Consider the following 20,799-nt stretch of genomic DNA (forward strand, 5'->3'; position numbering starts at 1 on the left):
TTCGTAGTCATGGCTGGAGTGTGCACGTGGGGTCCGACACATCCGCCGGTAGACGGATATTTCGGACCCCACGTGCGGCACTCGTGCCTAGCTCATTCCTCGACGAAGCGGGGGAAGACCGGTGCCGGAGCAGGCAGTTTCCGGTTCGCGTCGATGCGAACCGCGATGTCGGTGAACTGACGGTTCTCTTCGCTCTGGCCAAGCAGATCGAGGATGCGTGACGCCGCGTCGGGCATCACCGGCTGAACGAGAAGGCCGACGATACGGACAACTTCGAGCGTCACGTACAGAACCGTCGCCATGCGTGCCGGATCCGTCTTGCGCAGAACCCACGGTTCCTGCTTGGAGAAGTACCGGTTGGTCTCGCCGAGAACGCCCCAGATGGCTTCCAGTGCGAGATGCAGCGCCTGCACGTCGAACTCGCTGCGGCACTTGGCAAGCAAGGCATCCGCCGACGCCAGCATCGCCAGATCGTCCTCGGTGAACTCACCGGGGGTGGGGACCTGGGCGTCGCAGTTCTTCGCGACCATCGTCAGTGAACGCTGCGCGAGGTTGCCCAGTTCGTTGGACAGGTCTGCGTTCATACGAGTCACGATTGCTTCGTGGCTGTAGCTGCCGTCCTGGCCGTACGAGATCTCGCGGAGCAGGAAGAAGCGGACCGCGTCGAGGCCGTACTGATCGACCATCGCGATCGGATCGACCACGTTGCCGACCGACTTCGACATCTTCTCGCCCTTGTTGTACAAGAACCCGTGGACGAAGACTCGCTCCGGCAGTTCGATGCCGGCCGACATGAGGAACGCCGGCCAGTACACGGTGTGGAACCGTGTGATGTCCTTGCCGATGATGTGCAGGCTCGCGGGCCAGAACTTCTCGAACTCTTCCGAGTCGACGTTCGGATAGCCCACGCCGGTCAGGTAATTGGTGAGGGCGTCGACCCAGACGTACATGACGTGGTCGGGGTCGCCGGGAACCTCGACGCCCCAGTCGAACGTGGTGCGCGAGATCGACAGGTCCTTGAGGCCGCCCTTGACGAAGCTGACGATCTCGTTGCGGCGAGTCGTGGGGGCGATGAACTCGGGATGCTCTTCGTACAGTGCGAGGAGGCGGTCCTCGTACGCCGAGAGGCGGAAGGTGTAGTTGGACTCCTCGGTCCACTCCACCGGCGTACCGGTCTCGGTGGACTGACGGGTGCCGTCCTCGAGAAGCGTGGTCTCGGCTTCGGTGTAGAAGGCCTCGTCACGAACCGAGTACCACCCCGAGTACGTGTCGAGGTAGATGTCGCCCGATGCGGCCATCTTCTCCCAGATTGCCTTGCTGGCGACCTGATGATCTGCGTCGGTGGTGCGGATGAACCGGTCGTACGAGATGTTCAGGACCTTGTCGAGGTTCTGGAACACGTCGGAGTTCCGAGCCGCGAGTTCGCGGACGTCGATACCCTCTTTGATCGCTGTCTGCTGCATCTTCAGACCGTGCTCGTCGGTGCCGGTCATGAAGAACACTTCATGTCCGTCCAGCCGCTTGAAGCGGGCGAGCGCGTCCGAGGAGATGTACTCGTACGCGTGGCCGATGTGCGGAGCGCCGTTGGGATACGCGATCGCTGTCGTGATGTAGAACGGCGGTCGTTCCGCGCCTTCCGAGGCGGCGGAGTCCGGGCGCGGGGTCTGGGAGGGTGAGGCAGGCACAGTCATGGTGGGCTTACTCTATCGGGCGTGAGCAAAGACCGTCCCGCCCCCGATGCCCCTGAGCCCTTGTCGCCTCTGATCGACGCACATACGCACCTCGACGCCTGTGGTGCGCACGACGCTGCGACCGTGGCCGAAATTGTCGATCGAGCCGAGGCAGTCGGCGTCGGACGGGTCGTCACGGTGGCTGACGACCTCGACGCCGCACGCTTTGCCGTCGACGCTGCGAACTGGGATTCCCGTGTGTACGCCGCCGTCGCGATCCACCCGACCAGGGCAAACGTCCTTGATACCGATACCCGAGCCGAGATCGAGCGGTTGGCGTCGGATCCGCGAGTTGTCGCAGTGGGGGAGACAGGGCTTGATCTCTACTGGCCCGGCAAGCTTGAGGGCTGCGCCACCATCGAGGAGCAGGTCGACGCTTTCCGGTGGCACATCGACCTGGCGAAGCGTCTGGGTAAGACGTTGATGATCCACAACCGCGAAGCCGACCAGGACTTGCTGCGGGTGCTGAACGAGGAAGGCGCGCCGGAGACTGTGGTGTTCCACTGCTTCTCCTCGGATTCGGAGATGGCCCGTGCGTGCATCGACGCGGGCTACGTGTTGAGTTTCTCGGGAACCGTGAGTTTCAAGAATGCGAAGGCGCTGCGTGAGGCCGCGCTGTTGGTGCCCTCGGATCAGCTGATCGTCGAGACGGATGCGCCGTTCTTGACGCCGCACCCGTTCCGCGGTGCGCCCAACGAGTCGTACTGCCTGCCGTACACAGTGCGCGCGCTCGCAGACATCCGCGGTGAGGATCCGCAGGCGCTGGCAGCAGCGTCCACGGCGACAGCGGAGCGCGTCTACAAGCTCTGACGCTATGGTGGTCTGACAGGTAACTCCGCGCCCGGGACGGTCGTGTCCCGGTTCGTCTACTGCGCGGAGTATTCAGATGAATGACTACAACGTGGTCACAGTCCGCATCGAAACGTGGGAATTCGAGTGCTGTGCACCGTTGCCGGTGGTCGGCGAAAAATCTGCGTGGGCTTTGCACCCCACACGTGAGTCGCTGTGGTTCGACGGGACGGTTCATGGAGGAATCTATCCCGACGACGTGGAACCTACGGCCGGGATCGTTCTCTCGATCCGACTCGAGCGCGGCGAGTTTGTCGAACAAGAACCCAGGCACTGGGTATTGGTACCTGGGAGCACCGATCACGTTCGAGTCGAGAAGGTCCCACGGTCTTTTCGCGGCATGTCGTCGCTGGTTGCCGGTCGTCGTGGCTGGATGGAGACGGCCGTTGTCGTCGAGCTTGCTCTTCCCGCGAGGGGATGAGGGCGCACAGCTTCACTGAGCCGACGCCGGTCGACTCTTCGGTCCGGATCGTCAGCGTTCATGTCGACGCGGTCGAAGTCGAGTGCTGCGGGCCGTTTCCGGTGGTCGGTGAACCATGCTCGTGGACATTGACACCGCGATCGCAGGACGACGATTTCGACGGTTGGGTTCACGGCGGGATGCCGGCGTCTGGAGTCGTGACCACCGGTGTGGTGCTCGGGATTCTCGTGGTCACGACGACGTACGAGGAAGTCGGAAGTCCACGCATGTGGTTGCCCGTCGAAGGTAGCGAGACCTATCGAAGGGTCGAGGCCAGTCCTCGGTGGTTCCGAAGGTTCGGCGACTTCGACTTCGAGCCGCAGAATCGGATCGAGACCGGGCTGGTCGTCGAATTGGCCACCACCCGTGCGCCTTTCCGGTAGTCCCCACTACCAAAAAGGCGCACAGGGGGCTTGCCCCTAGAGAACCTTCGCCAGGAAGTCCTGGGTGCGCTGCTGCAGGGGGTTGCCGAACAGACTCTCCGGCTTACCTTCTTCGACGATGTATCCGTCGGCCATGAAGATGACTCGGTCGGAAACCTCACGGGCGAAGCCCATCTCGTGGGTCACGACGACCATGGTCATGCCCTGCTTGGCGAGGTCGCGCAGCACCTGCAGAACCTCACCCACCATTTCGGGGTCGAGGGCGCTGGTGGCCTCGTCGAAGAGCATGATGTCCGGACTCATCGCGAGTGCGCGGGCTATGGCAACGCGCTGCTTCTGCCCACCGGACAGGCTGGCGGGCTTGGCATCTGCCTTCTCCGCGAGGCCGACCTGGCCGAGCAGTTTGACGGCGATCTCGCGAGCCTGCTCCTTGGTCGATCGCCCGGTCTGCACCGGAGCGAGCATCACGTTTTCGACGACGCTCATGTGGGGGAACAGGTTGAAGTGCTGGAACACCATCCCGATGTGCTGGCGCACCTTGTCGATGTCGACATCCTTGTTCGTGAGGTCGAACTGGTCGACGCGCACGGATCCGGCGGTGATGTCTTCGAGGCGGTTGAGGCAACGCAGGAAGGTCGACTTGCCGGAACCTGAAGGCCCGATGACGCAGACCACTTCACCGCTCTTGATGTCGACGTCCAGGCCCTTGAGGACCTCGTTGTCGCCGAACGACTTCTTCAGTCCCTTGACCGAAATCTTGACCTCGGTGGCGGACTTGCCCATGTTGACGGCTGTTTCGGTCACTTGTTGATCCTCTTCTCGAGGCGGTTCGACAGCTTGGTGAGCGCCATGATGATGATGAAGTACATGACGCCGATGATCAGCCACATGTTGAACGACTGGAAGTTGCGCGCGATGATGATGCGCCCTGTCTGAGTGAGCTCGGCGAGTCCGATGACCGACAGGATCGACGTGTCCTTGAGGGTGATCACGAACTGGTTGATGTACGACGGGATCATCGTGCGAATTGCCTGCGGCATGATGACTTTTCGCATCGACTTCATGTAGCTGATGCCCAGGCTTCGTGACGCCTCCATCTGTCCCTTGTCGACGGACAGGATGCCGCCGCGGACGATTTCAGCCATGTACGCGCCGGCGTTGAGCGAGAGCGTGATGATGCCTGCGGTGAAGGCGGACATCTGGAAATGCAGGGCTGCCGGGATGCCGAAGTAGATGAAGAATGCCTGCACCAACAGCGGTGTGCCGCGGAAGATGTCGACGTAGGTTGTGCCTATACCTCGGACGAACATGTTGGTGGAAACGCGGCAGAGACCGAAGATCGCGCCTAGGACCAGAGCGATCGCGATCGAGACGACGGAGAGAACGATCGTCAACCACAGGCCCTTGAGAAGCTGCGGGTAGGTGCTCTTGATCAAGCCGATGATGGAGTTGTCCGACGTCGACGCGCCCTGACCGAGGTAGGTCGAGACGATTTCGTCGTACTGGCCGTCGTCGCGCAGGTTCTGCAGTCCGGCGTTGAACATCTGGAGCAGTTCGGCGTTCTGGCCCTTGTTGACTGCGAAGCCGTAGCTCGCGCCCACCTCTTTTTCGGTGACCGTCTTGAGGCCGTTGCCCTGTGTGATGCCGTAGGCGAGGACGGGGTAGTCGTCGAAGACTGCGACGGAGTTCCCGGTGCGGACCTCGTCGTACATGCTGGCGGAGTCGGCGAAATAGACTGTGGTGAAGCCGTATTGGTCCTTGATGGACTCGGCGAAGCTGGCGCCCTCGGTGCCGTTCTTGACGGCGACGCGCTTGCCCCTCAGATCCTCGTACGACTTCACGTCGTTGTCGGTCTCGAGGACCGCCATCTGCACGCCCGACTCGAAGTACGCGTCGGAGAAGTCGAACACCTGCTTGCGGGCGTCGGTGATGGACATGCCCGCGATGACGCCGTCCGCCTGCCCGGCCTGCACGGCCTGAAGGGCCGCGTCGAAGCCGAGCTGTTTGATGTCGACCTTGAAGCCTTGGTCCTCGGCGATCGCATTGAGCAGGTCGATGTCGATGCCGACGAGTTTGCCGTCTTCGTTCTCGAATTCGAACGGGGCGAATGTCAGATCGGTGGCGATCGTGTAGGTGCGGCCGGGTTGCGCGCTCGCGATTCCGGGGGCGAACAGCGCTGCGATCAGCGCCAGCAGGATGGCCAGGATCGGCCACCTGGCATTACGTGGTCTGTCGAATCTTCTTCGCACTATCGCCCAGCTTTCTTCTGTCGCGCCCGGGATCGCCGGACTGCTTTGAACCAGACGAGAACATACTGCGCCCAGAGCTGAATCGATACACGGGTATCGGAGCCGGAAAGTGCAGAACACACGACACGCCGTTGCCGTTCCGTGACAAAAGTCGCATTTCGTTGTGATTTGGTTGCCGATACAACGCTCGGTCGTTACCGTATTGTGATCGAACGTCGTCTGCCTTGGGATTTCCTGTGTCGCCTTTTGCCAAGATCAACTCCACGAAGTCACCACTTCTCTATTCAGTGGTGGGTGCGTTGCTTCTGACGCTCATCGTCGGGGGTGCGCTCGCCGTGGTTCGGCACAAGACGATCACCCTCGACGTCGACGGCGACATGATTTCGCTGTCCACGATGTCGAGCAGCGTCGGTACCGCTCTCGAGGACGCCGGATACCCGGTCGATCCCAAGGACGCGCTCGCACCCAGTGCCGATTCCTCCCTGTCCGATGGCGATACCGTCGTACTACGCCGTGCCCGTGAGTTGGCTCTGACCGTCGACGGTCAGCCGACCACCATCTGGACCACCGCATTGACGGTCGACGAGGCATTGAAGCAGGTAGATGTTTCCGACGACTTCGCAGTCTCGGCTTCGCGCTCGCATCGTCTGCCGCTCGAACGGACCGAGCTCGACGTCGTCAGCCCGAAGACCGTCAGCGTCAGCGACGGTGGTGCTCCGGCGGCGGAGGTCAAGCTCGCCGCCGTGACCGTCGGCGATCTTCTCGCGGCCAAGAATGCGCCGCTCGAGCAGGCCGACTCGGTGGTTCCCACCGCCGACACACCCGTTACCAACGGCCTGACCATCCAGGTCACTCGCGACCGCACGGACACTCGCGTCGAGACGCAGCCGATCGCGCCGCCGGAGAACAAGGTCGAGGATCCCGAGCTGGAGAAGGACAAGACCGTCGTCGAGAACCCGGGTGTTCCGGGTGAGCGCACGGCCACCGTCGAGGTCAAGACCGTCAACGGCGTCGAGGCCGGACGAACCGAACTGTCCGCGACCGTGATCAAGGAACCGGTCGCAGCAGTGGTGAAGGTCGGTACCAAGCAGGCTTCCGCTCCCGCTGTGTCCAACGCGTCGACGTGGGATGCCATTGCTCAGTGCGAGGCGACCGGAAACTGGGCCATCAACACCGGCAACGGTTTCTACGGAGGACTTCAGTTCACCCAGAGCACCTGGGAAGCATTCGGCGGCGGTCAGTACGCAGCTCGCGCCGACCTCGCATCACGTGAACAGCAGATCGCGATCGGCGAGAAAGTCCGCGCCGGTCAGGGCTGGGGTGCTTGGCCGTCCTGCACCAGCAAATTGGGCCTGCGCTGACGCGCTCACACCTCACAGAACACAGGAACCGATGTCACCGTTCGCCAAGATCAACTCGACCAGGTCGCCGTTGTTGTACTCGGCGATCGCCGCTCTTCTCCTGACGGTTCTCGTGGGTGGTGTTCTGGCCGTCGTCCGGCACAAGACCATCACTCTCGATGTCGACGGTGAGCAGATTCGCCTGAGCACCATGTCGACCAACGTCGACGGCGCTCTCGAGGACGCGGGTTACCCGATCGGTGACAAGGATGCAGTTGCTCCCGCGGCCGACGCTTCGCTGTCCGACGGCGACACCGTGGTGCTCCGTCGTGCCCGTGAGATCACGCTGACGGTCGACGGTCAGCCGCAGAAGCTCTGGACCACTGCCTTGACCGTCGACGACGCGTTGAAGCAGTTGGACGTCGCGGCGGATGTGCACGTGTCGGCTTCGCGCTCGCAGCGTCTTCCGCTGGACGGCGCCGCGCTCGACGTGCTGACACCGGTCGTCGCAAAACTGGTCGACGGCGCAAACGCGGCAGCAGACGTGCGTATCGCGGCGCCGACGGTCGGGGAGTTCCTTACCGCCAACGGCACTCCGCTCGAGCAGTCGGACACGGTGGTTCCCGCCGCCGACGCTCCACTGACCGAGGGCCTGGAGGTCACGGTGACGCGCAACCGCACCGAGAACAAGGTCGAGACCTTGCCGCTCGATCCGCCGGATCAGCGCATCGAGGATCCGACGATGAACCAGAGTCGCACGATCGTCGAGAACCCGGGCGTGCCCGGCGTGCGTGACGTGACGTTCGCCGTGAATCTCGTCAACGGTGTCGAAGCCGGACGTACCCAGGTCTCGGAGACGATCACCACACCGGCGCAGCCGAAGGTCGTGCGTGTCGGAACGAAGCCGGGCACCGAGGTGCCGCCCGTGGAGAACGGTTCGACGTGGGATGCGCTCGCACAGTGCGAGGCCACCGGTAACTGGGCCATCAACACCGGCAACGGTTTCTACGGCGGCGTGCAGTTCGACCAGAACACCTGGGAACGACAGGGCGGGTTGAAGTATGCGCCCCGCGCCGACCTCGCCACCCGTGAAGAACAGATCGCGATTGCGACACAGACCCAGCGCACTCAGGGCTGGGGCGCATGGCCGTCGTGCTCGGGTCGCCTCGGACTGGGATAAGTTCTACTGGTGTCAGACGCCGAACAATCGAACGAACCCATCGCTACTCCGCGCGGGCGGGCAGCCCTGCTCGGTCCGGTCGAGGTGCGCGCTCTTGCCGAGGAATTCGGTGTCCGGCCCACGAAACAGTTGGGGCAGAACTTCGTTCACGACGCCAATACCGTGAGGCGCATCGTCACCACGGCAGGCGTGACACGTGACGACGTCGTTCTCGAGGTAGGGCCTGGTCTCGGTTCGCTGACGATGGCGCTGATGGACGTGGTCGATCGGGTCATCGCGGTCGAGATCGATCCCAACCTCGCGGCTCGCCTGCCGAAGACGGTGGCCGAGCGAGCGCCGGAACTGGCCGATCGCCTGACCGTCGTCGAAGCCGACGCGATGCGTGTGCTGCCTTCGCAGATTCCCGGCGAGCCGACCGCGCTTGTCGCGAACCTGCCGTACAACGTCGCGGTGCCGGTGCTGTTGCACCTGTTCGCGTCGCTTCCGAGTCTGCGGACCGCACTCGTGATGGTGCAAGCCGAGGTTGCCGATCGCCTGGCGGCTGATCCGGGAAGCAAGATCTACGGCGTTCCCAGCGTCAAGGCCAACTTCTTCGGCGAGGTTCGCCGCGCTGGTGCAGTCGGACGCAACGTGTTCTGGCCGGTGCCGAAGGTCGAATCAGGACTGGTTCGTATCGATCGGTACGCGGAGCCGCCGTGGCCGATGGACGAGAAGCACCGCAAGCAGGTTTTTGCGGCGATCGACGCCGCGTTCGCACAGCGCCGCAAGACTTTGCGTGCCGCTCTCAGCGGTTGGGCAGGTTCGCCTGCCGAGGCCGAACGACGGCTCCTCGCTGCCGGCATCGAGCCACAGACGCGTGGCGAGATGCTCGACGCAGCAGCCTTCGTTCGGCTGGCTGGAGGCGAATAGCCCCGTGCGCGGTTAAGGAGTGCAGGGACTCCCTAACCGCGCACAGGGGCTTGCCCCCTTATTTGAACCGCCGCAACCTCAGGCTGTTGCTCACCACGAACACACTGCTGAATGCCATTGCGGCACCGGCGAGCATCGGGTTGAGCAGGCCGGCCGCAGCCAGCGGGATCGCAGCCGTGTTGTAGGCGAATGCCCAGAACAGGTTGCCCTTGATGGTCTTGAGCGTCTTGCGGGACAGTCGAATTGCATCGGCCGCCGACCGCAGGTCACCGCGCACCAGAGTGATGTCGCTGGCCTCGATCGCAACGTCGGTACCCGTGCCCATCGCCAGGCCGAGATCGGCCTGAGCCAGGGCTGCCGCGTCGTTCACGCCGTCGCCGACCATGGCCACGACGCGTCCTTCCGCTTGCAGTTTCTTGACGGCGTCGACCTTGTCCGCAGGCATGACCTCGGCGAAGACGGTGCTGATCCCGACCTGATCCGCGACAGTGCGAGCAACGGTGGCGTTGTCACCGGTCAGCAGAACCGGTTCGAGGCCGAGTGCTTTCAACTGCGCGATTGCTTCGGCGCTCGTGTCCTTGACCGCGTCGGCGATCACGAGGATGCCGTGCGCCTTGCCGTCCCAGCCCACCGCGATTGCGGTGCGCCCGGCCTTCTCTGCTGCAGCCTTCGCCTCGCGGAGATTTTCCGGCAACGGCATCGACCAGTCGGCGAGCAGCGCGTCTCGGCCCGCGACGACGGCGTGACCGTCGACCATTCCCTGCACGCCGCGCCCGGCGACGTTCACGAAATCCTCGACCGCAGGCAATTCGCCCACGGCTTCGGTCGCACCCTTCGCGATCGCTGCGGCGATGGGGTGCTCGGAGCGATGTTCGAGTGCGCCCGCCAGCCGAAGGACCTCGTCGACGGTTGTTCCTTCGCCCACCACGGTGTCCAGCAATGTCATCTGACCGGTGGTGACGGTTCCCGTCTTGTCGAGCACGACGGTGTCGACTGCGCGCGTCGATTCGAGCACCTCGGGTCCCTTGATGAGGATTCCCATCTGGGCTCCGCGACCCGTGCCCACCAACAGGGCTGTGGGCGTTGCCAATCCGAGGGCACAGGGGCACGCGATGATCAGCACGGCGACAGCAGCGGTGAAGGCCATCTCGATAGGGTTACCGGTGCCGAGCCAGTAGCCCAGTGTCGCAACGGCAATCGCGATGACGACCGGTACGAAGATACCGGCGATCCGATCGGCGAGGCGCTGAACTTCGGCCTTGCCGTTCTGGGCGTCTTCGACCAGTGCCGCCATCTGGGCGAGTTGGGTGTCGCTCCCGACCCGGGTGGCCTCGACGGTCAAGGTTCCACCGACGTTGACGGTGGCGCCGACGACAGTGTCCCCGACACCGACTTCCTCAGGCACGGATTCACCCGTCAACATGCTCATGTCGACGGCTGAGCGGCCCTCGGTGATGATGCCGTCGGTGGCGATCTTCTCGCCGGGCCGGACGATGAAGGAGTCGCCCGCTGCCAGTTCTTCGGCGGGGATTCGTACTTCGACGCCGTTGCGCAATACCGCGACGTCTTTCGCACCGAGCTCCATGAGTGCGCGTAGTGCGGCGCCGGACGTGCGCTTGGACTTGTGCTCGAAGTAGCGTCCGGCGAGCACGAACGTGATGACGCCCGCGGCAACTTCGAGGTAGATGTTGGCGCTGCCGTCCATCCGGTCGACCGTCAACCGGAAGGCGTGCTTCATACCGGCTTCGCCCGCAGTGCCGAAGAACAGTGCGTAGAGCGACCAGACGAAGGCCGAGATGGTGCCCAGCGAGATGAGCGTGTCCATCGTGGCCGCGCCGTGACGCAGGTTCACCCAGGCAGCCCGGTGGAAGGGGAGGGCCGCCCACACGATGACCGGTGCGGCCAGTGTGAGGGAGAGCCATTGCCAGTTGTCGAACTGCAGCGCAGGAATCATCGCCATAGCGATGACCGGCACGGAGAGAAGAGTCGAGATGATCAGGCGGGTACGGAGCTCGCGCAGATCACGATCCTGCGGGGTTTCCGCATCCGGGTCGACGGTGTCCGGCGCGCTGGGCGGCTTGGGGAGCGCGGCGGAATAACCGGCGTTCTCGACGGCAGTGACCAGATCTTCGACGGGTACCCCGTCCGGGAAGGTGACCTTGGCCTTCTCCGTCGCGTAGTTGACGGTGGCTGTGACGCCGTCGATCTTGTTGAGCTTCTTCTCGATTCGTGACGCGCAGGAGGCGCAGGTCATCCCGGTGATCGCGAGTTCGACGCTGCTCGAGTTGGCAGCATTGTCGACCGCAGTCGGTGACGTCATCAGTGCCCTCCCTCGTGATTGTCTGGAACTGAAGCTGTGGAAATGCCTGCATCAACAGTGAATTCGGCGGTCCGAACCACGCCCTCGTGCTGGAAGTCGAGGAACAGCCGGTATGTGCCTTCGCTCGGTGCCTGTGCGTGGAAGGAAATGTCCGGACCAGGAGCTGTGACGCCGTCGCCTGGCTCGCCTTCGGGGTGCACGTGCAGGTAGGCGAGGTCGCCGGTGCGCAGGGCAACGAGGTGACCGAAGGCACCGAGGTACGGATCGAGATCGGTGACCGGGGCTCCGTCGCGAGCAACGCTCAGCGTGATCGGGCCGCCGGCAGTGGTCAGATCACCGTCGAGAGTCACGGTGTATCCGTCGACGGTTGCGGTCGCGCTCTTCGCAGGTAGCGGCGCAGGAGTGAATTCGCCTGCCACGTCGAAGTTTCGGCCGAGTGTCAGTTGGGTGCCGTCGGTGGGATCGAAGTCCGCGAAGACTCGGTAGGTGCCGGCGGCGGGCCAGGCCCAGTCGATCGACCAGGTGCCGTCTGCAGCGAGGGACGGATGTACGTGGCGGAATTCGCTGGTGTCGTTTCGGACGACAATGAGGTGGAGTTTCTTCTCGTGCAGGAGGTCGAAATCGACGACGGGCGTGTTGGTGTCGTCGAGAATCCGGAAGGTCAAGGTTCCCGGCTCCCCAGCTCGACCGGGTGCGGTCACATCGGTGAGTGTGTATCCGCCGGAAGAGACTTCGAGTCCTGCAGGTGTTGCCGAATCCATGCCTGGCATCGATTCTGTGGTTGATTCGTGGGTGCTGTGCTGGGCGGTGGACATGTCTATCGGGCTTCCGATTGCGGCCCCCACGCCGAGGGCGGCGCCGAAGACGGCGACCAGCCCTACGGCGTAGGCGGCAAGTGTTGTCGAGGTGCGCACGGCTGACTCAGCTTGGTACGACTGCGTAGCCGGCTTCGTCGACTGCTGCGACGACGTCGGCTGCGGAGACGGGAGCATCGCTGGTGACGACGACACGTCCGCTCGCCAGTTCGACATCCACCGCGGTTACTCCCGCGATGTTGCCGATCTCTTCCTTGACGGATCCGACGCAGTGTCCGCAGGTCATTCCGGAAACGGTGTATTCGGCGGTGGTCATCGCAGGTCCCTTCGGTTGTGGAAAGCTTATTTTACGGATACCCGGTGTAGGTATCACTCTGCAATCGAAGGTACCCCCAGGGGGTATGCCTGTCAACGGGCTGGGCAGTGACGAAGGCCTCAGGGAAGACAACAGGGCGGATGTGTGGTCTACTTGTGTTGGTCGTAAGTGTTTGTGTTTGTGTTTCCACGCTCGCAAATGGTTAGGTTGCGAGCGTTTGGACATCCTCCACGGATTTGTCTCAGAACGGTCGTAGTAAGTGACCCGGGCGGTCGAAGCGACTGCCTGTTGACACTGTGTTAGAGGAGATTTACATGGCAGAGGGCATCGTGAAGTGGTTCAACTCCGAGAAGGGGTTCGGCTTCATCGCTCCCGAAGACGGCAGTGCTGACGTCTTCGTTCACTACTCCGAGATCCAGAGTGGCGGCTTCCGCACTCTCGAGGAGAACCAGCGCGTGGCGTTCGAGATCGGTCAGGGCAACAAGGGCCCGCAGGCCACCGGCGTTACCATCGTCTAAGACGTCCATGTGAGTCGGGCAACCGACGCATGACGTACTGACAAGACCCCAACTCTTCGGAGTTGGGGTCTTGTTGTATTTGGGTGAAAAACGCTGTCATGCATCGAGATACCGCTGAGTGGCGACTGCCGTTTCCGCCGCGATCGTGCGGCATTCCTCGCGGAGTTCAGGTGGATTCACAACGGTGAAATCGACGTCGAAAGCTCTGAGCCAGTGTGCGATCGATCGCAGAGAAGTGCCCGAAAGCACTATGACGCAACGCCCTTCGTCGGTGGACTCCACCGATCCCCACTGTTCGTTGACCATGGGTGCTATCTGCTCGATGGGTGCATGCAGTAGAACTGTTGCGCGCGTGGAGGAATAGACCCGAGCGACACCGCGGGACACGAAGTCTGCTGCACCACCGGCGGGTAGTTCCCGCGGCACGAATCGTGGGCCGGTGGGGATCTTGGGTTCCATCCGGTCGACGCGGAACGACCGCCAGTCTTCGCGAGACAGATCCCAAGCCACCAGATACCACCGAACACCCGACCGCACGAGCCTGTACGGTTCCACCTCGCGTCGGCTCTGGGTGCCGTCGTGAGTGCTGTAGTCGAATCTCAATCGCTCGTGGTTGTGGCATACGGATGCGATGGCGGACAGTACCGACGCATCGACTGCGCTCGCGGCGGGCTCGCGTGGCACGACATCGATCGACAGCGATTCCAGACGGTGTCGCAGCCTCGACGGCATGATCTGCCGCAGCTTCGCCAGCGCGCGCATCGAAGCCTCGCCGATGCCGACCACAGAGCCGGTCGCTCCGGATTGCAGTGAAAGTGCCACCGCGAGCACTTCTTCGTCATCGAGCTGTAGCGGGGGCATCTCCGCGCCGGCACCCAGGCGATATCCGCCACCGACTCCGACTGTCGCGTCGACCGGATAGCCGAGATCGCGGAGGCGGTCCACGTCACGTCGAACCGTGCGCGGGGTGATCGCGAGTTTGTCTGCGAGTTCGGCACCGGACCAGTCTCGACGCGTCTGGAGCAGTGACAGCAATCGCAGTAGGCGAGCCGATGTCTCCTTCATGGCCAGAAGTCTGCCAAACATTTAGGACCGTATGAGTCCTCAATTGAATTTAGGTTGGTCCACATCCGACCAGTCGAGAAGAAATTGGGGCCACGTCATGAGTCGCATCAACGACGGCAGACCGATGATCGAGACGAAGGCGCTCACCAAGCACTTCGCTCAGGGCAAGAAACTCGTGGAAGCAGTCAAGGGAGTCACGCTCGACGTAGCGGAGGGTGAGTTGGTTGCCTTGCTGGGGCCGAACGGCGCCGGGAAATCGACGACGTTGCGCATGTTGACCACCTTGCTCGAGCCCACGTCCGGCAGCGCGCGAATCGCAGGATTCGACATCGCTGCGGCACGAAACGAGGTGCGATCGAGCCTCGGATACGTCGGGCAGGGGAACGGCGCCGGCCACAACCAGCGAGTTCGCGACGAGTTGGTGACGCAGGGGTTGTGCTACGGAATGCCCAAGGGTGACTCGCAGGTCCGGGCCGACGAGCTGCTGCGTGATCTCGAACTCACCGAGTTGGGCACTCGAAAGGTCAGTACGTTGTCCGGCGGGCAGCGACGGCGGCTCGATATCGCTCTGGGCCTGGTCCATCGCCCACCGCTCCTGTTCCTCGACGAGCCGACCACGGGCATGGACCCGCAGAGTCGGGCCAACCTCTGGGACCACATCCTCCGGCTGCGGCGCGAGATGGGCACCACGATCGTGCTGACCACGCACTACCTCGAAGAAGCGGATTCGATGGCAGAGCGGGTCATCGTCATCGACGAAGGCACTGTCATCGCGGACAACACCGCTGCCGCACTCAAGGCTGATCTTGCCGGAGATCATTTGTTGCTCACCTTCGACAGCGTCGAGGCGGCCGCCGTCGCAGCGTCGGTGGCCGAGCGACTTGTCACTGTGCGTGACGTCACCGTCCAGGCGAGTTCGGTGAGTATCCGTGCCGGCGAGGGTGATTCGACGCTACCGGTGTTGCTGCGTGAAGCCGATGCCCGTGGTGCCCGCGCACTCACTGCCGACATCACCAGGCCGACTCTCGACGACGTCTTCCTCACTCTCACCGGCCGCAGCCTGCGCGAGAGCGCCGCCGCGGTCGCTTCCTGAAACACGACAAAGAACTTCGACGAACAGGAATCCGCCATGACAATCACACTCGATACCCCACGTACCGTGCACGGCAACATCGTTCGAGACAGCGCAATCGTGATGGGCCGTGAGCTGCGACCGATGTTGCGCGACCCGGTCAGCGTCATCTTCAGCCTCATCCAGCCGCTGATCCTGTTGGCGTTGTTCGGGCCTCTGCTCAAAGGGGTTCCGGGTACCGGTGACGGCGTATGGAATTGGTTCATTCCCGGTGTGTTGGTGATGATCGCGATCTTCGGAACGACGATGACCGGGTCCAACCTCCTGATGGAGATGCAGCAGGGATCGCACGAGCGAATGTTGGTGACTCCGCTCCGACGCTCGTCCTTGTTGATCGGGCGATCGTGCAAGGAGATGGTTCCGCTTGCCGCGCAGGCGATTCTGATCATTCTGGTCGCACTTCCGCTCGGATTGGACGTCAATGCAGCGGGAGCCGCGCTCGGGATAGTCCTGCTGGGAGTGTTCGGCGTCGGACTCGGTGCGCTCTCGTACGCTCTCGCTCTGGCTGTGCGGGAGCAGGATTGGATGTTCTGGGTCGTTCAGCAGACGCTGATGTTCCCGCTCCTGATCCTGTCGGGAACCATGCTTCCACTCGAGGACGCACCAGGTTGGATGAAGGTCCTCGTGAACATCAATCCGCTCGGCTACGTCGTAGACGCCGAGCGGGCACTCTTTGCCGGAGACTTCGCGTCGAGCAGCGTTCTGGCAGGAATCGTCGCCGCCTTGGGCGTGGCGGTGGTCGGTCTGGGCGTAGGTGTGCGCGCGGTGAAATAGCGTGGGTGTGCTGGCTGTCGGACGGGCTGCTGCGGTCGCAGGTTTTCGCCCAGGTGTTCGCAGCGCCTATTGTTGTTCCTTGTGCTCTCCGTCGTTCCACGCCCCGTAGTCGTCCGGGCCCCGTCCAAGGTGAATCTCCACCTTGCCGTCGGGGACCTGCGAGACGACGGCTATCACGAGCTGACGACGGTTTTTCAGGCATTGTCGCTGGCAGACACCCTCACGGTGGCGCCTGCGGACACCTTGACCGTGCGGGTGATCGGCGACGACGCCGCGGCCGTGCCGACCGATCGCACCAACCTCGTGTGGCGTGCCGCCGAGATGCTCGCCGTCGAGGGTGGCGTGGCCCCGAACGTCGAGATAGTCATCGAGAAAGGCATCCCCGTCGCAGGCGGAATGGCCGGCGGGAGTGCCGACGCAGCCGCCGCTTTGGTTGCGCTCAACGCTTTGTGGAAGCTCGACTTCTCGCGGCCTGATCTCGACGCTTTTGCGGCACGCCTCGGGAGTGACGTTCCGTTCTCGCTGCACGGTGGCACTGCCCTCGGAACCGGCCGCGGCGAACAACTTGTCCCCGTGTTGACCCGCCACACTTTTCACTGGGTGTTGGCGCTGGCCAAGGGTGGCTTGAGCACACCAGTCGTGTTCCGCGAGCTGGACAAGCTGCGGGCAGAAGGCTCCCCGAAACGGTTGGGGAGCGCCGATGCGTTGATCCAGGCACTGACCACGGGTGACGCTCATCTGCTTGCGTCGCTGCTCGGCAACGATCTGCAGGCTGCGGCACTCTCACTCAACCCGGATCTACGACGGACGCTTCGAGCGGGCGTCGAAGCCGGAGCTTTGGCCGGCATCGTCTCCGGCTCCGGACCGACATGCGCCTTTCTCTGCGCCGACGCACAGTCCGCGGTGGAAGTGAGCGCAGAACTTGCGGGAGCGGGGGTGTGCCGCACCGTTCGCGTGGCGAGCGGACCCGTTCCCGGAGCACGAATACTCGACAATGCGGCAAAGGGACAGCACTGATGGCGAATCTGATCAATCTGGAAAACGTGTCGAAGTCTTTCGGCGTCAAGCCGTTGCTCGACGGGGTCTCCCTGGGCGTCGAGGAGGGCGAGCGCATCGGCGTCGTCGGCCTCAACGGTGGCGGTAAGACGACCATGCTCGAAGTCCTCGCGGGTGTGGAGCAGCCGGATTCGGGACGCGTCAGCCGCGTCGGCGGATTGCGTATGGCCGTCGTGACGCAGCGCGGTGTACTGCCTCCCGGCTCCACCGTCGGTGAAGTGGTCCTGGGGCCGCTCGGAGTGGCGCAACACGAATGGGCCGGCGACGCGCGCATCCGTTCGGTGCTCTCGGGTATCGGCATCGACAACCTGGGCGCCGGCGGCGAGCGGTCCGCATTGGATGCCAAGGTCGACGGCCTGTCCGGCGGTGAGCGTCGCCGCGTGGCTCTCGCTGCGGCCCTGGTTCAGGACCTCGACCTGCTGGTGCTCGACGAGCCCACCAACCACCTCGACGTCGAAGGTGTTCAGTGGTTGGCCGAGCACCTCGTCTCGCGTCGCAGCGCGCTTGTCGTCGTGACCCACGATCGCTGGTTCCTCGACACCGTCGCCACCCGCACCTGGGAGGTTGTCGGCGGCGGCGTCGAAAGCTACGAGGGTGGCTACAACGACTGGGTGTTCGCTCGCGCCGAGCGTTCGCGTCAGGCTGACGCTTCCGAAGAGCGTCGACGCAACCTTGCACGCAAGGAACTCGCATGGCTGCGCCGCGGTGCGCCGGCCCGTACGTCCAAGCCGAAGTACCGCATCGAGGCCGCGGAGGCCTTGATCGCCGACGTTCCGGCACCTCGTGACGCGGTGGCACTTGCGTCCTTCGCCCAGCGTCGACTCGGCAAGGTTGTCATCGAACTCGAAGACGCGCGTCTGGAGACCCCGGACGGCCGCGTACTCGTCGAGGATCTGACCTGGCGTCTCGCTCCGGGTGAGCGTGTCGGCCTGGTCGGCGTCAACGGCTCAGGCAAGACGACTCTGCTGCGGACTCTGGCCGGCGAACTCGAGCCTGCCGCCGGAAAGCGCATTCAGGGGCAGACCGTCCACATCGGTTGGCTCAAGCAGGAACTCGACGATCTACCGACCGACATGCGCGTACTCGACGCGGTCAAGGATGTAGCCGAGCGAATCACGCTGGGAGACAAGGAAGTATCGGCGGGTCAGCTGGCTGAGCGGTTGGGCTTCACACCGGCGCGTCAGCGCACCCCAGTCGGTGATCTCTCCGGTGGTGAGCGCCGACGTCTGCAGTTGACACGTGTCCTCATGGCCGAGCCCAACGTCCTGCTTCTCGACGAGCCGACCAACGATCTCGACATCGACACGCTTCAGCAACTCGAAGATCTGCTCGACGGCTGGGCGGGCACCATGGTGGTCATCTCGCACGATCGGTACCTGATCGAGCGCATCTGTGACACCACTTGGGCGCTCTTCGGTGACCGCAAGCTCACCAACCTGCCCGGCGGTATCGAGGACTACCTGCGTCGGCGCGCAGCAATGGGGGATGGCGACAACCCGTCGGTGGCTTCGACGGCGAGTGGTGCGTCGAAGAGCAAGCAGGTCCGCGACGGTGCCGCGGATCGCGCTGCACGCAAGGAACTTTCGAAGCTCGAGCGGTCAATTGCGAAGTTCGACGACCGAGAGAAGAAGCTGCACGCTTCCCTCGCCGACGCGGCCACCGACCCGGACAAGCTGCAGAAACTCGGCGCAGAACTCAAGCAGGTCATCGCCGACAAGGAAGCCGCCGAAGAGCAGTGGATGGAGCTCTTCGCCGAGCTGGACGGCTAGGGGAACTTCGCTGCGAACCTCTTGAAGATTCGCTCGGGATCCAGGGTTTCCGGAGCATGCCTGCGCAGCAGTGCGTCCAGAACGAGCCCGTCCAGTGCTGCGACCAACTCCGTTGCATCGGACGAGGTCATGCCGCGTTCGACCAGGATGTCGACAAACCGATCCCGACCACGCACCAGTTCCACTGCGAGGTCGGGATCGTGGAATGACGCGATGATCAGTTCGTAACGCGCCCGAGTGCGGCCGGATTCAGGCCCCAGCCACCGGGCCACCTGTTGCTTCGGCGTCTCGCCCGGGCGAGGAAGATCACCGTCCAGAAGGTGTCGCACCACCTCGACTATCAGTCCACGCTGGTTTGCGAAGTAGTGCCGTGCGCTGCCGTGTGGCACGCCCGCCTCGTCTTCGACGCCTCTCATCGACCAGGCTTGAAACCCAACCCGGCCCGTCTTTTTCGACATCCTGCTCGTGCTGTGCGTTGTTGCGATTGTGTGTTTCGCGGGATACGTCCTCTATCGCGTCGTCTTTGACGGCTAGCTGAATGGTGATGTACTTCAACAGGTCTCGAGTCTTCATGTTCCCGAAGTTGTCCGGTTTGTCTCTGGTTATCGAAAGTATGTTCGATTAAACTTTGAGCATGGACAGTCGGGAAGCGTGGCAGCTGGATGGCGAGGACCTCAAGAGTGAGGTTCTGGATCTGGTGCGCGCCCGACACGAATTGCAGTCGCGGATGGTGTTGCTGATCGTGGAGATGTTTTCCCGTGAGGTTCTTGGCGGGAAGGGTTTTCGGGTGATCGCGCAGTGGTTGCATGGTTCGACGAATCTGGAGATCGGTGAGTGCAGTCTGCTGGTCGGGTTGGCGCGGTTGTTGATGCTCGAACCGGTTGTAGGCGATGCGTTTCACCGCGGTGACGTGGATGCGTTGAAAGCCCGGCAGGTGGCGTCGTTCTGTCAGCATCCACCGAAGAACATGACGCCGGCGGATGTGGACAAGGCCCGCGGGATTCTGCTTGGCCTGGCGTCGAAGAACATCGCTGATTGTGATGCGGTGCGGGCGGCGATCCGCCGGATCGAGAAGCAGTACGGCAAACGCGAAGACGGCGTCCCGGTCGGTGAGGATTCCGAACGTAACGAGTTCTACGCCTCGAAAGGCCTGTACGGGCGGGTCACTGTGAAGGGTGACTTGGATGCTGTGAACGGGGCCCGTCTGATCACGTTGCTGTCGAGCCTGTCTGCGCCGACGCCGGAGAAGGACGGGGTCAAGGACACCCGCACGCCGGCGCTACGGCGGGCGGACGGGTTTTGCGAACTACTGCGGCGGTACGAGCGGGCGGGGTTGGGTCCGATCGAGGGCGGGGTGAAACCGCACATCACGGTGACTGCGTCGGCGAAAGACATGACCGACCTCAAAGCGTTGAAAGACCTCCTGCCGTCGACTCAGGAACTGGGTTTCGCGTGGACGGATTGGGTAGGTCCGATCAGTATCGATACTGCCCGGATGTTGGCGTGCGACTGCACCGTCACCCGGATCCTCCTGGACGAGAATGGTGTTCCGCTCGACTGCGGTAAGGAAGCGAGAACGGCGACGGTGCCGCAGCGGCGGGCGTTGGCGGTTCGTGATGGTGGTTGCGCGTTTCCGGGGTGCGGGACACCGTCGGGGTGGTGCGATGCCCATCATATTGTTCACTGGAACGATGGTGGCCCAACGGATCTCGATAATCTGATTCTGTTGTGCGGTCATCATCATCGGACGATGCATCACACCGAGTGGCGGGTGGAGATCGGGCCGGATCGGAAGACGGTGTTCTATCCGCCGATGTCGGTGGATCCGTATCAGCAGCCGATCGGCGGGAACAGCCCACCCACCGCGGCGTGAATCGCGACAACTGAAGACGTGAGCACCGGGGCATCACCATGCCCCGGTGCTGACGGCTGTC

At 63.3% G+C, this 20,799-nt stretch carries 20 protein-coding genes; 12 read left to right on the forward strand and 8 right to left on the reverse strand.

Annotated features, from left to right (window positions below; all coding sequences use genetic code 11):
• Nucleotides 1–92 precede the first annotated feature (92 nt).
• Nucleotides 93–1,691 (reverse strand): methionine--tRNA ligase, encoded by a 1,599-nt coding sequence (metG, locus tag P3G66_RS24760; RefSeq protein WP_276117251.1) that lies wholly within the window; start codon nt 1,689–1,691, stop codon nt 93–95.
• Nucleotides 1,692–1,712: 21 nt separating this feature from the next.
• On the opposite strand from metG, the gene P3G66_RS24765 reads away from it, so the two are divergent.
• The 3 genes from P3G66_RS24765 to P3G66_RS24775 all read left to right on the forward strand — a co-directional run bounded on the left by P3G66_RS24765 (nt 1,713) and on the right by P3G66_RS24775 (nt 3,422).
• The gene (locus P3G66_RS24765) at nt 1,713–2,540 is read left to right on the forward strand and encodes a TatD family hydrolase (protein WP_276117252.1); all 828 of its coding nucleotides are present in this window, start codon (nt 1,713–1,715) and stop codon (nt 2,538–2,540) included.
• Between the two features lie 76 nt (nt 2,541–2,616).
• Nucleotides 2,617–3,000, forward strand: a complete 384-nt coding sequence (locus tag P3G66_RS24770; RefSeq protein ID WP_042921287.1) for a DUF6578 domain-containing protein — start codon at nt 2,617–2,619, stop codon at nt 2,998–3,000.
• On the forward strand, nt 2,997–3,422 hold the full coding sequence (locus tag P3G66_RS24775) for a DUF6578 domain-containing protein (protein ID WP_042448984.1): 426 nt from the start codon (nt 2,997–2,999) through the stop codon (nt 3,420–3,422). The genes P3G66_RS24770 and P3G66_RS24775 overlap by 4 nt, the downstream gene beginning before the upstream one ends.
• A gap of 36 nt (nt 3,423–3,458) precedes the next feature.
• Here the strand turns inward: P3G66_RS24775 and P3G66_RS24780 are convergent, their stop codons facing one another.
• Complete coding sequence (locus tag P3G66_RS24780; protein WP_276117299.1) at nt 3,459–4,205, reverse strand: amino acid ABC transporter ATP-binding protein; 747 nt, start codon at nt 4,203–4,205, stop codon at nt 3,459–3,461.
• A 17-nt stretch (nt 4,206–4,222) separates the two neighbouring features.
• Nucleotides 4,223–5,671 (reverse strand): amino acid ABC transporter substrate-binding protein/permease, encoded by a 1,449-nt coding sequence (locus P3G66_RS24785; RefSeq protein WP_051649535.1) that lies wholly within the window; start codon nt 5,669–5,671, stop codon nt 4,223–4,225.
• A 236-nt stretch (nt 5,672–5,907) separates the two neighbouring features.
• Here P3G66_RS24785 and P3G66_RS24790 point away from each other — a divergent pair, with 236 nt between their 5' ends.
• Genes P3G66_RS24790 through rsmA form a run of 3 tightly spaced genes read left to right on the forward strand, consistent with a single transcriptional unit; the run spans nt 5,908 to nt 9,100 of the window.
• Nucleotides 5,908–7,032 (forward strand): resuscitation-promoting factor, encoded by a 1,125-nt coding sequence (locus tag P3G66_RS24790; protein WP_042921286.1) that lies wholly within the window; start codon nt 5,908–5,910, stop codon nt 7,030–7,032.
• Between the two features lie 31 nt (nt 7,033–7,063).
• Nucleotides 7,064–8,191 carry a resuscitation-promoting factor gene (locus tag P3G66_RS24795; RefSeq protein WP_007729017.1) on the forward strand — a complete coding sequence of 376 codons (1,128 nt, stop codon included), beginning with the start codon at nt 7,064–7,066 and terminating at the stop codon, nt 8,189–8,191.
• 9 nt (nt 8,192–8,200) lie between these two features.
• Complete coding sequence (rsmA, locus tag P3G66_RS24800; RefSeq protein WP_276117253.1) at nt 8,201–9,100, forward strand: 16S rRNA (adenine(1518)-N(6)/adenine(1519)-N(6))-dimethyltransferase RsmA; 900 nt, start codon at nt 8,201–8,203, stop codon at nt 9,098–9,100.
• A 58-nt stretch (nt 9,101–9,158) separates the two neighbouring features.
• Here rsmA and P3G66_RS24805 read toward each other — a convergent pair whose 3' ends face one another.
• Genes P3G66_RS24805 through P3G66_RS24815 form a run of 3 tightly spaced genes read right to left on the reverse strand, consistent with a single transcriptional unit; the run spans nt 9,159 to nt 12,551 of the window.
• The gene (locus P3G66_RS24805) at nt 9,159–11,420 is read right to left on the reverse strand and encodes a heavy metal translocating P-type ATPase (protein WP_030536311.1); all 2,262 of its coding nucleotides are present in this window, start codon (nt 11,418–11,420) and stop codon (nt 9,159–9,161) included.
• Nucleotides 11,420–12,334 (reverse strand): hypothetical protein, encoded by a 915-nt coding sequence (locus P3G66_RS24810; RefSeq protein ID WP_042921281.1) that lies wholly within the window; start codon nt 12,332–12,334, stop codon nt 11,420–11,422. The genes P3G66_RS24805 and P3G66_RS24810 overlap by 1 nt, the downstream gene beginning before the upstream one ends.
• 7 nt (nt 12,335–12,341) lie before the next feature.
• A complete protein-coding gene (locus P3G66_RS24815) occupies nt 12,342–12,551 on the reverse strand; it encodes a heavy-metal-associated domain-containing protein (RefSeq protein WP_003946267.1) in 210 nt (69 codons plus the stop codon).
• Between the two features lie 314 nt (nt 12,552–12,865).
• Between P3G66_RS24815 and P3G66_RS24820 the strand changes: the two genes are divergently transcribed.
• A complete protein-coding gene (locus tag P3G66_RS24820) occupies nt 12,866–13,069 on the forward strand; it encodes a cold-shock protein (protein ID WP_003946232.1) in 204 nt (67 codons plus the stop codon).
• A gap of 96 nt (nt 13,070–13,165) precedes the next feature.
• Here P3G66_RS24820 and P3G66_RS24825 read toward each other — a convergent pair whose 3' ends face one another.
• On the reverse strand, nt 13,166–14,134 hold the full coding sequence (locus tag P3G66_RS24825; RefSeq protein ID WP_276117254.1) for a YafY family protein: 969 nt from the start codon (nt 14,132–14,134) through the stop codon (nt 13,166–13,168).
• Between the two features lie 97 nt (nt 14,135–14,231).
• Between P3G66_RS24825 and P3G66_RS24830 the strand changes: the two genes are divergently transcribed.
• From P3G66_RS24830 to P3G66_RS24845, 4 genes are all read left to right on the forward strand, one after another.
• Complete coding sequence (locus P3G66_RS24830; RefSeq protein WP_080726601.1) at nt 14,232–15,227, forward strand: ATP-binding cassette domain-containing protein; 996 nt, start codon at nt 14,232–14,234, stop codon at nt 15,225–15,227.
• Nucleotides 15,228–15,263: 36 nt separating this feature from the next.
• On the forward strand, nt 15,264–16,040 hold the full coding sequence (locus P3G66_RS24835; RefSeq protein WP_276117255.1) for an ABC transporter permease: 777 nt from the start codon (nt 15,264–15,266) through the stop codon (nt 16,038–16,040).
• A gap of 81 nt (nt 16,041–16,121) precedes the next feature.
• On the forward strand, nt 16,122–17,057 hold the full coding sequence (locus tag P3G66_RS24840) for a 4-(cytidine 5'-diphospho)-2-C-methyl-D-erythritol kinase (RefSeq protein ID WP_030536307.1): 936 nt from the start codon (nt 16,122–16,124) through the stop codon (nt 17,055–17,057).
• Entirely contained in the window at nt 17,057–18,865 is a 1,809-nt protein-coding gene (locus P3G66_RS24845; protein ID WP_003946255.1) for an ABC-F family ATP-binding cassette domain-containing protein, read from the forward strand. The genes P3G66_RS24840 and P3G66_RS24845 overlap by 1 nt, the downstream gene beginning before the upstream one ends.
• Here the strand turns inward: P3G66_RS24845 and P3G66_RS24850 are convergent.
• A complete protein-coding gene (locus P3G66_RS24850) occupies nt 18,862–19,281 on the reverse strand; it encodes a TetR family transcriptional regulator (RefSeq protein WP_081558219.1) in 420 nt (139 codons plus the stop codon). The two genes, P3G66_RS24845 and P3G66_RS24850, sit on opposite strands and share 4 nt — an antisense overlap.
• Before the next feature lie 218 nt (nt 19,282–19,499).
• Here P3G66_RS24850 and P3G66_RS24855 point away from each other — a divergent pair, with 218 nt between their 5' ends.
• The gene (locus tag P3G66_RS24855) at nt 19,500–20,738 is read left to right on the forward strand and encodes an HNH endonuclease signature motif containing protein (RefSeq protein WP_276117256.1); all 1,239 of its coding nucleotides are present in this window, start codon (nt 19,500–19,502) and stop codon (nt 20,736–20,738) included.
• The last annotated feature ends 61 nt before the right edge of the window (nt 20,739–20,799 follow it).

It is taken from the genome of Rhodococcus sp. C3V, assembly GCF_029269915.1.
Lineage (GTDB): Bacteria > Actinomycetota > Actinomycetes > Mycobacteriales > Mycobacteriaceae > Rhodococcus_F > Rhodococcus_F qingshengii.

Coding starts and splice junctions, on each gene's coding strand:
- P3G66_RS24830 (WP_080726601.1), top strand. CDS start 14,232: ATGAGTCGCATCAACGACGGCAGACCGATGATCGAGACGAAGGCGCTC.
- metG (WP_276117251.1), bottom strand. CDS start 1,691: ATGACTGTGCCTGCCTCACCCTCCCAGACCCCGCGCCCGGACTCCGCC.
- P3G66_RS24780 (WP_276117299.1), bottom strand. CDS start 4,205: ATGGGCAAGTCCGCCACCGAGGTCAAGATTTCGGTCAAGGGACTGAAG.
- P3G66_RS24805 (WP_030536311.1), bottom strand. CDS start 11,420: ATGACGTCACCGACTGCGGTCGACAATGCTGCCAACTCGAGCAGCGTC.
- P3G66_RS24850 (WP_081558219.1), bottom strand. CDS start 19,281: ATGAGAGGCGTCGAAGACGAGGCGGGCGTGCCACACGGCAGCGCACGG.
- P3G66_RS24770 (WP_042921287.1), top strand. CDS start 2,617: ATGAATGACTACAACGTGGTCACAGTCCGCATCGAAACGTGGGAATTC.
- P3G66_RS24825 (WP_276117254.1), bottom strand. CDS start 14,134: ATGAAGGAGACATCGGCTCGCCTACTGCGATTGCTGTCACTGCTCCAG.
- P3G66_RS24815 (WP_003946267.1), bottom strand. CDS start 12,551: ATGACCACCGCCGAATACACCGTTTCCGGAATGACCTGCGGACACTGC.
- P3G66_RS24835 (WP_276117255.1), top strand. CDS start 15,264: ATGACAATCACACTCGATACCCCACGTACCGTGCACGGCAACATCGTT.
- P3G66_RS24855 (WP_276117256.1), top strand. CDS start 19,500: ATGGACAGTCGGGAAGCGTGGCAGCTGGATGGCGAGGACCTCAAGAGT.
- P3G66_RS24845 (WP_003946255.1), top strand. CDS start 17,057: ATGGCGAATCTGATCAATCTGGAAAACGTGTCGAAGTCTTTCGGCGTC.
- P3G66_RS24795 (WP_007729017.1), top strand. CDS start 7,064: ATGTCACCGTTCGCCAAGATCAACTCGACCAGGTCGCCGTTGTTGTAC.
- P3G66_RS24775 (WP_042448984.1), top strand. CDS start 2,997: ATGAGGGCGCACAGCTTCACTGAGCCGACGCCGGTCGACTCTTCGGTC.
- P3G66_RS24820 (WP_003946232.1), top strand. CDS start 12,866: ATGGCAGAGGGCATCGTGAAGTGGTTCAACTCCGAGAAGGGGTTCGGC.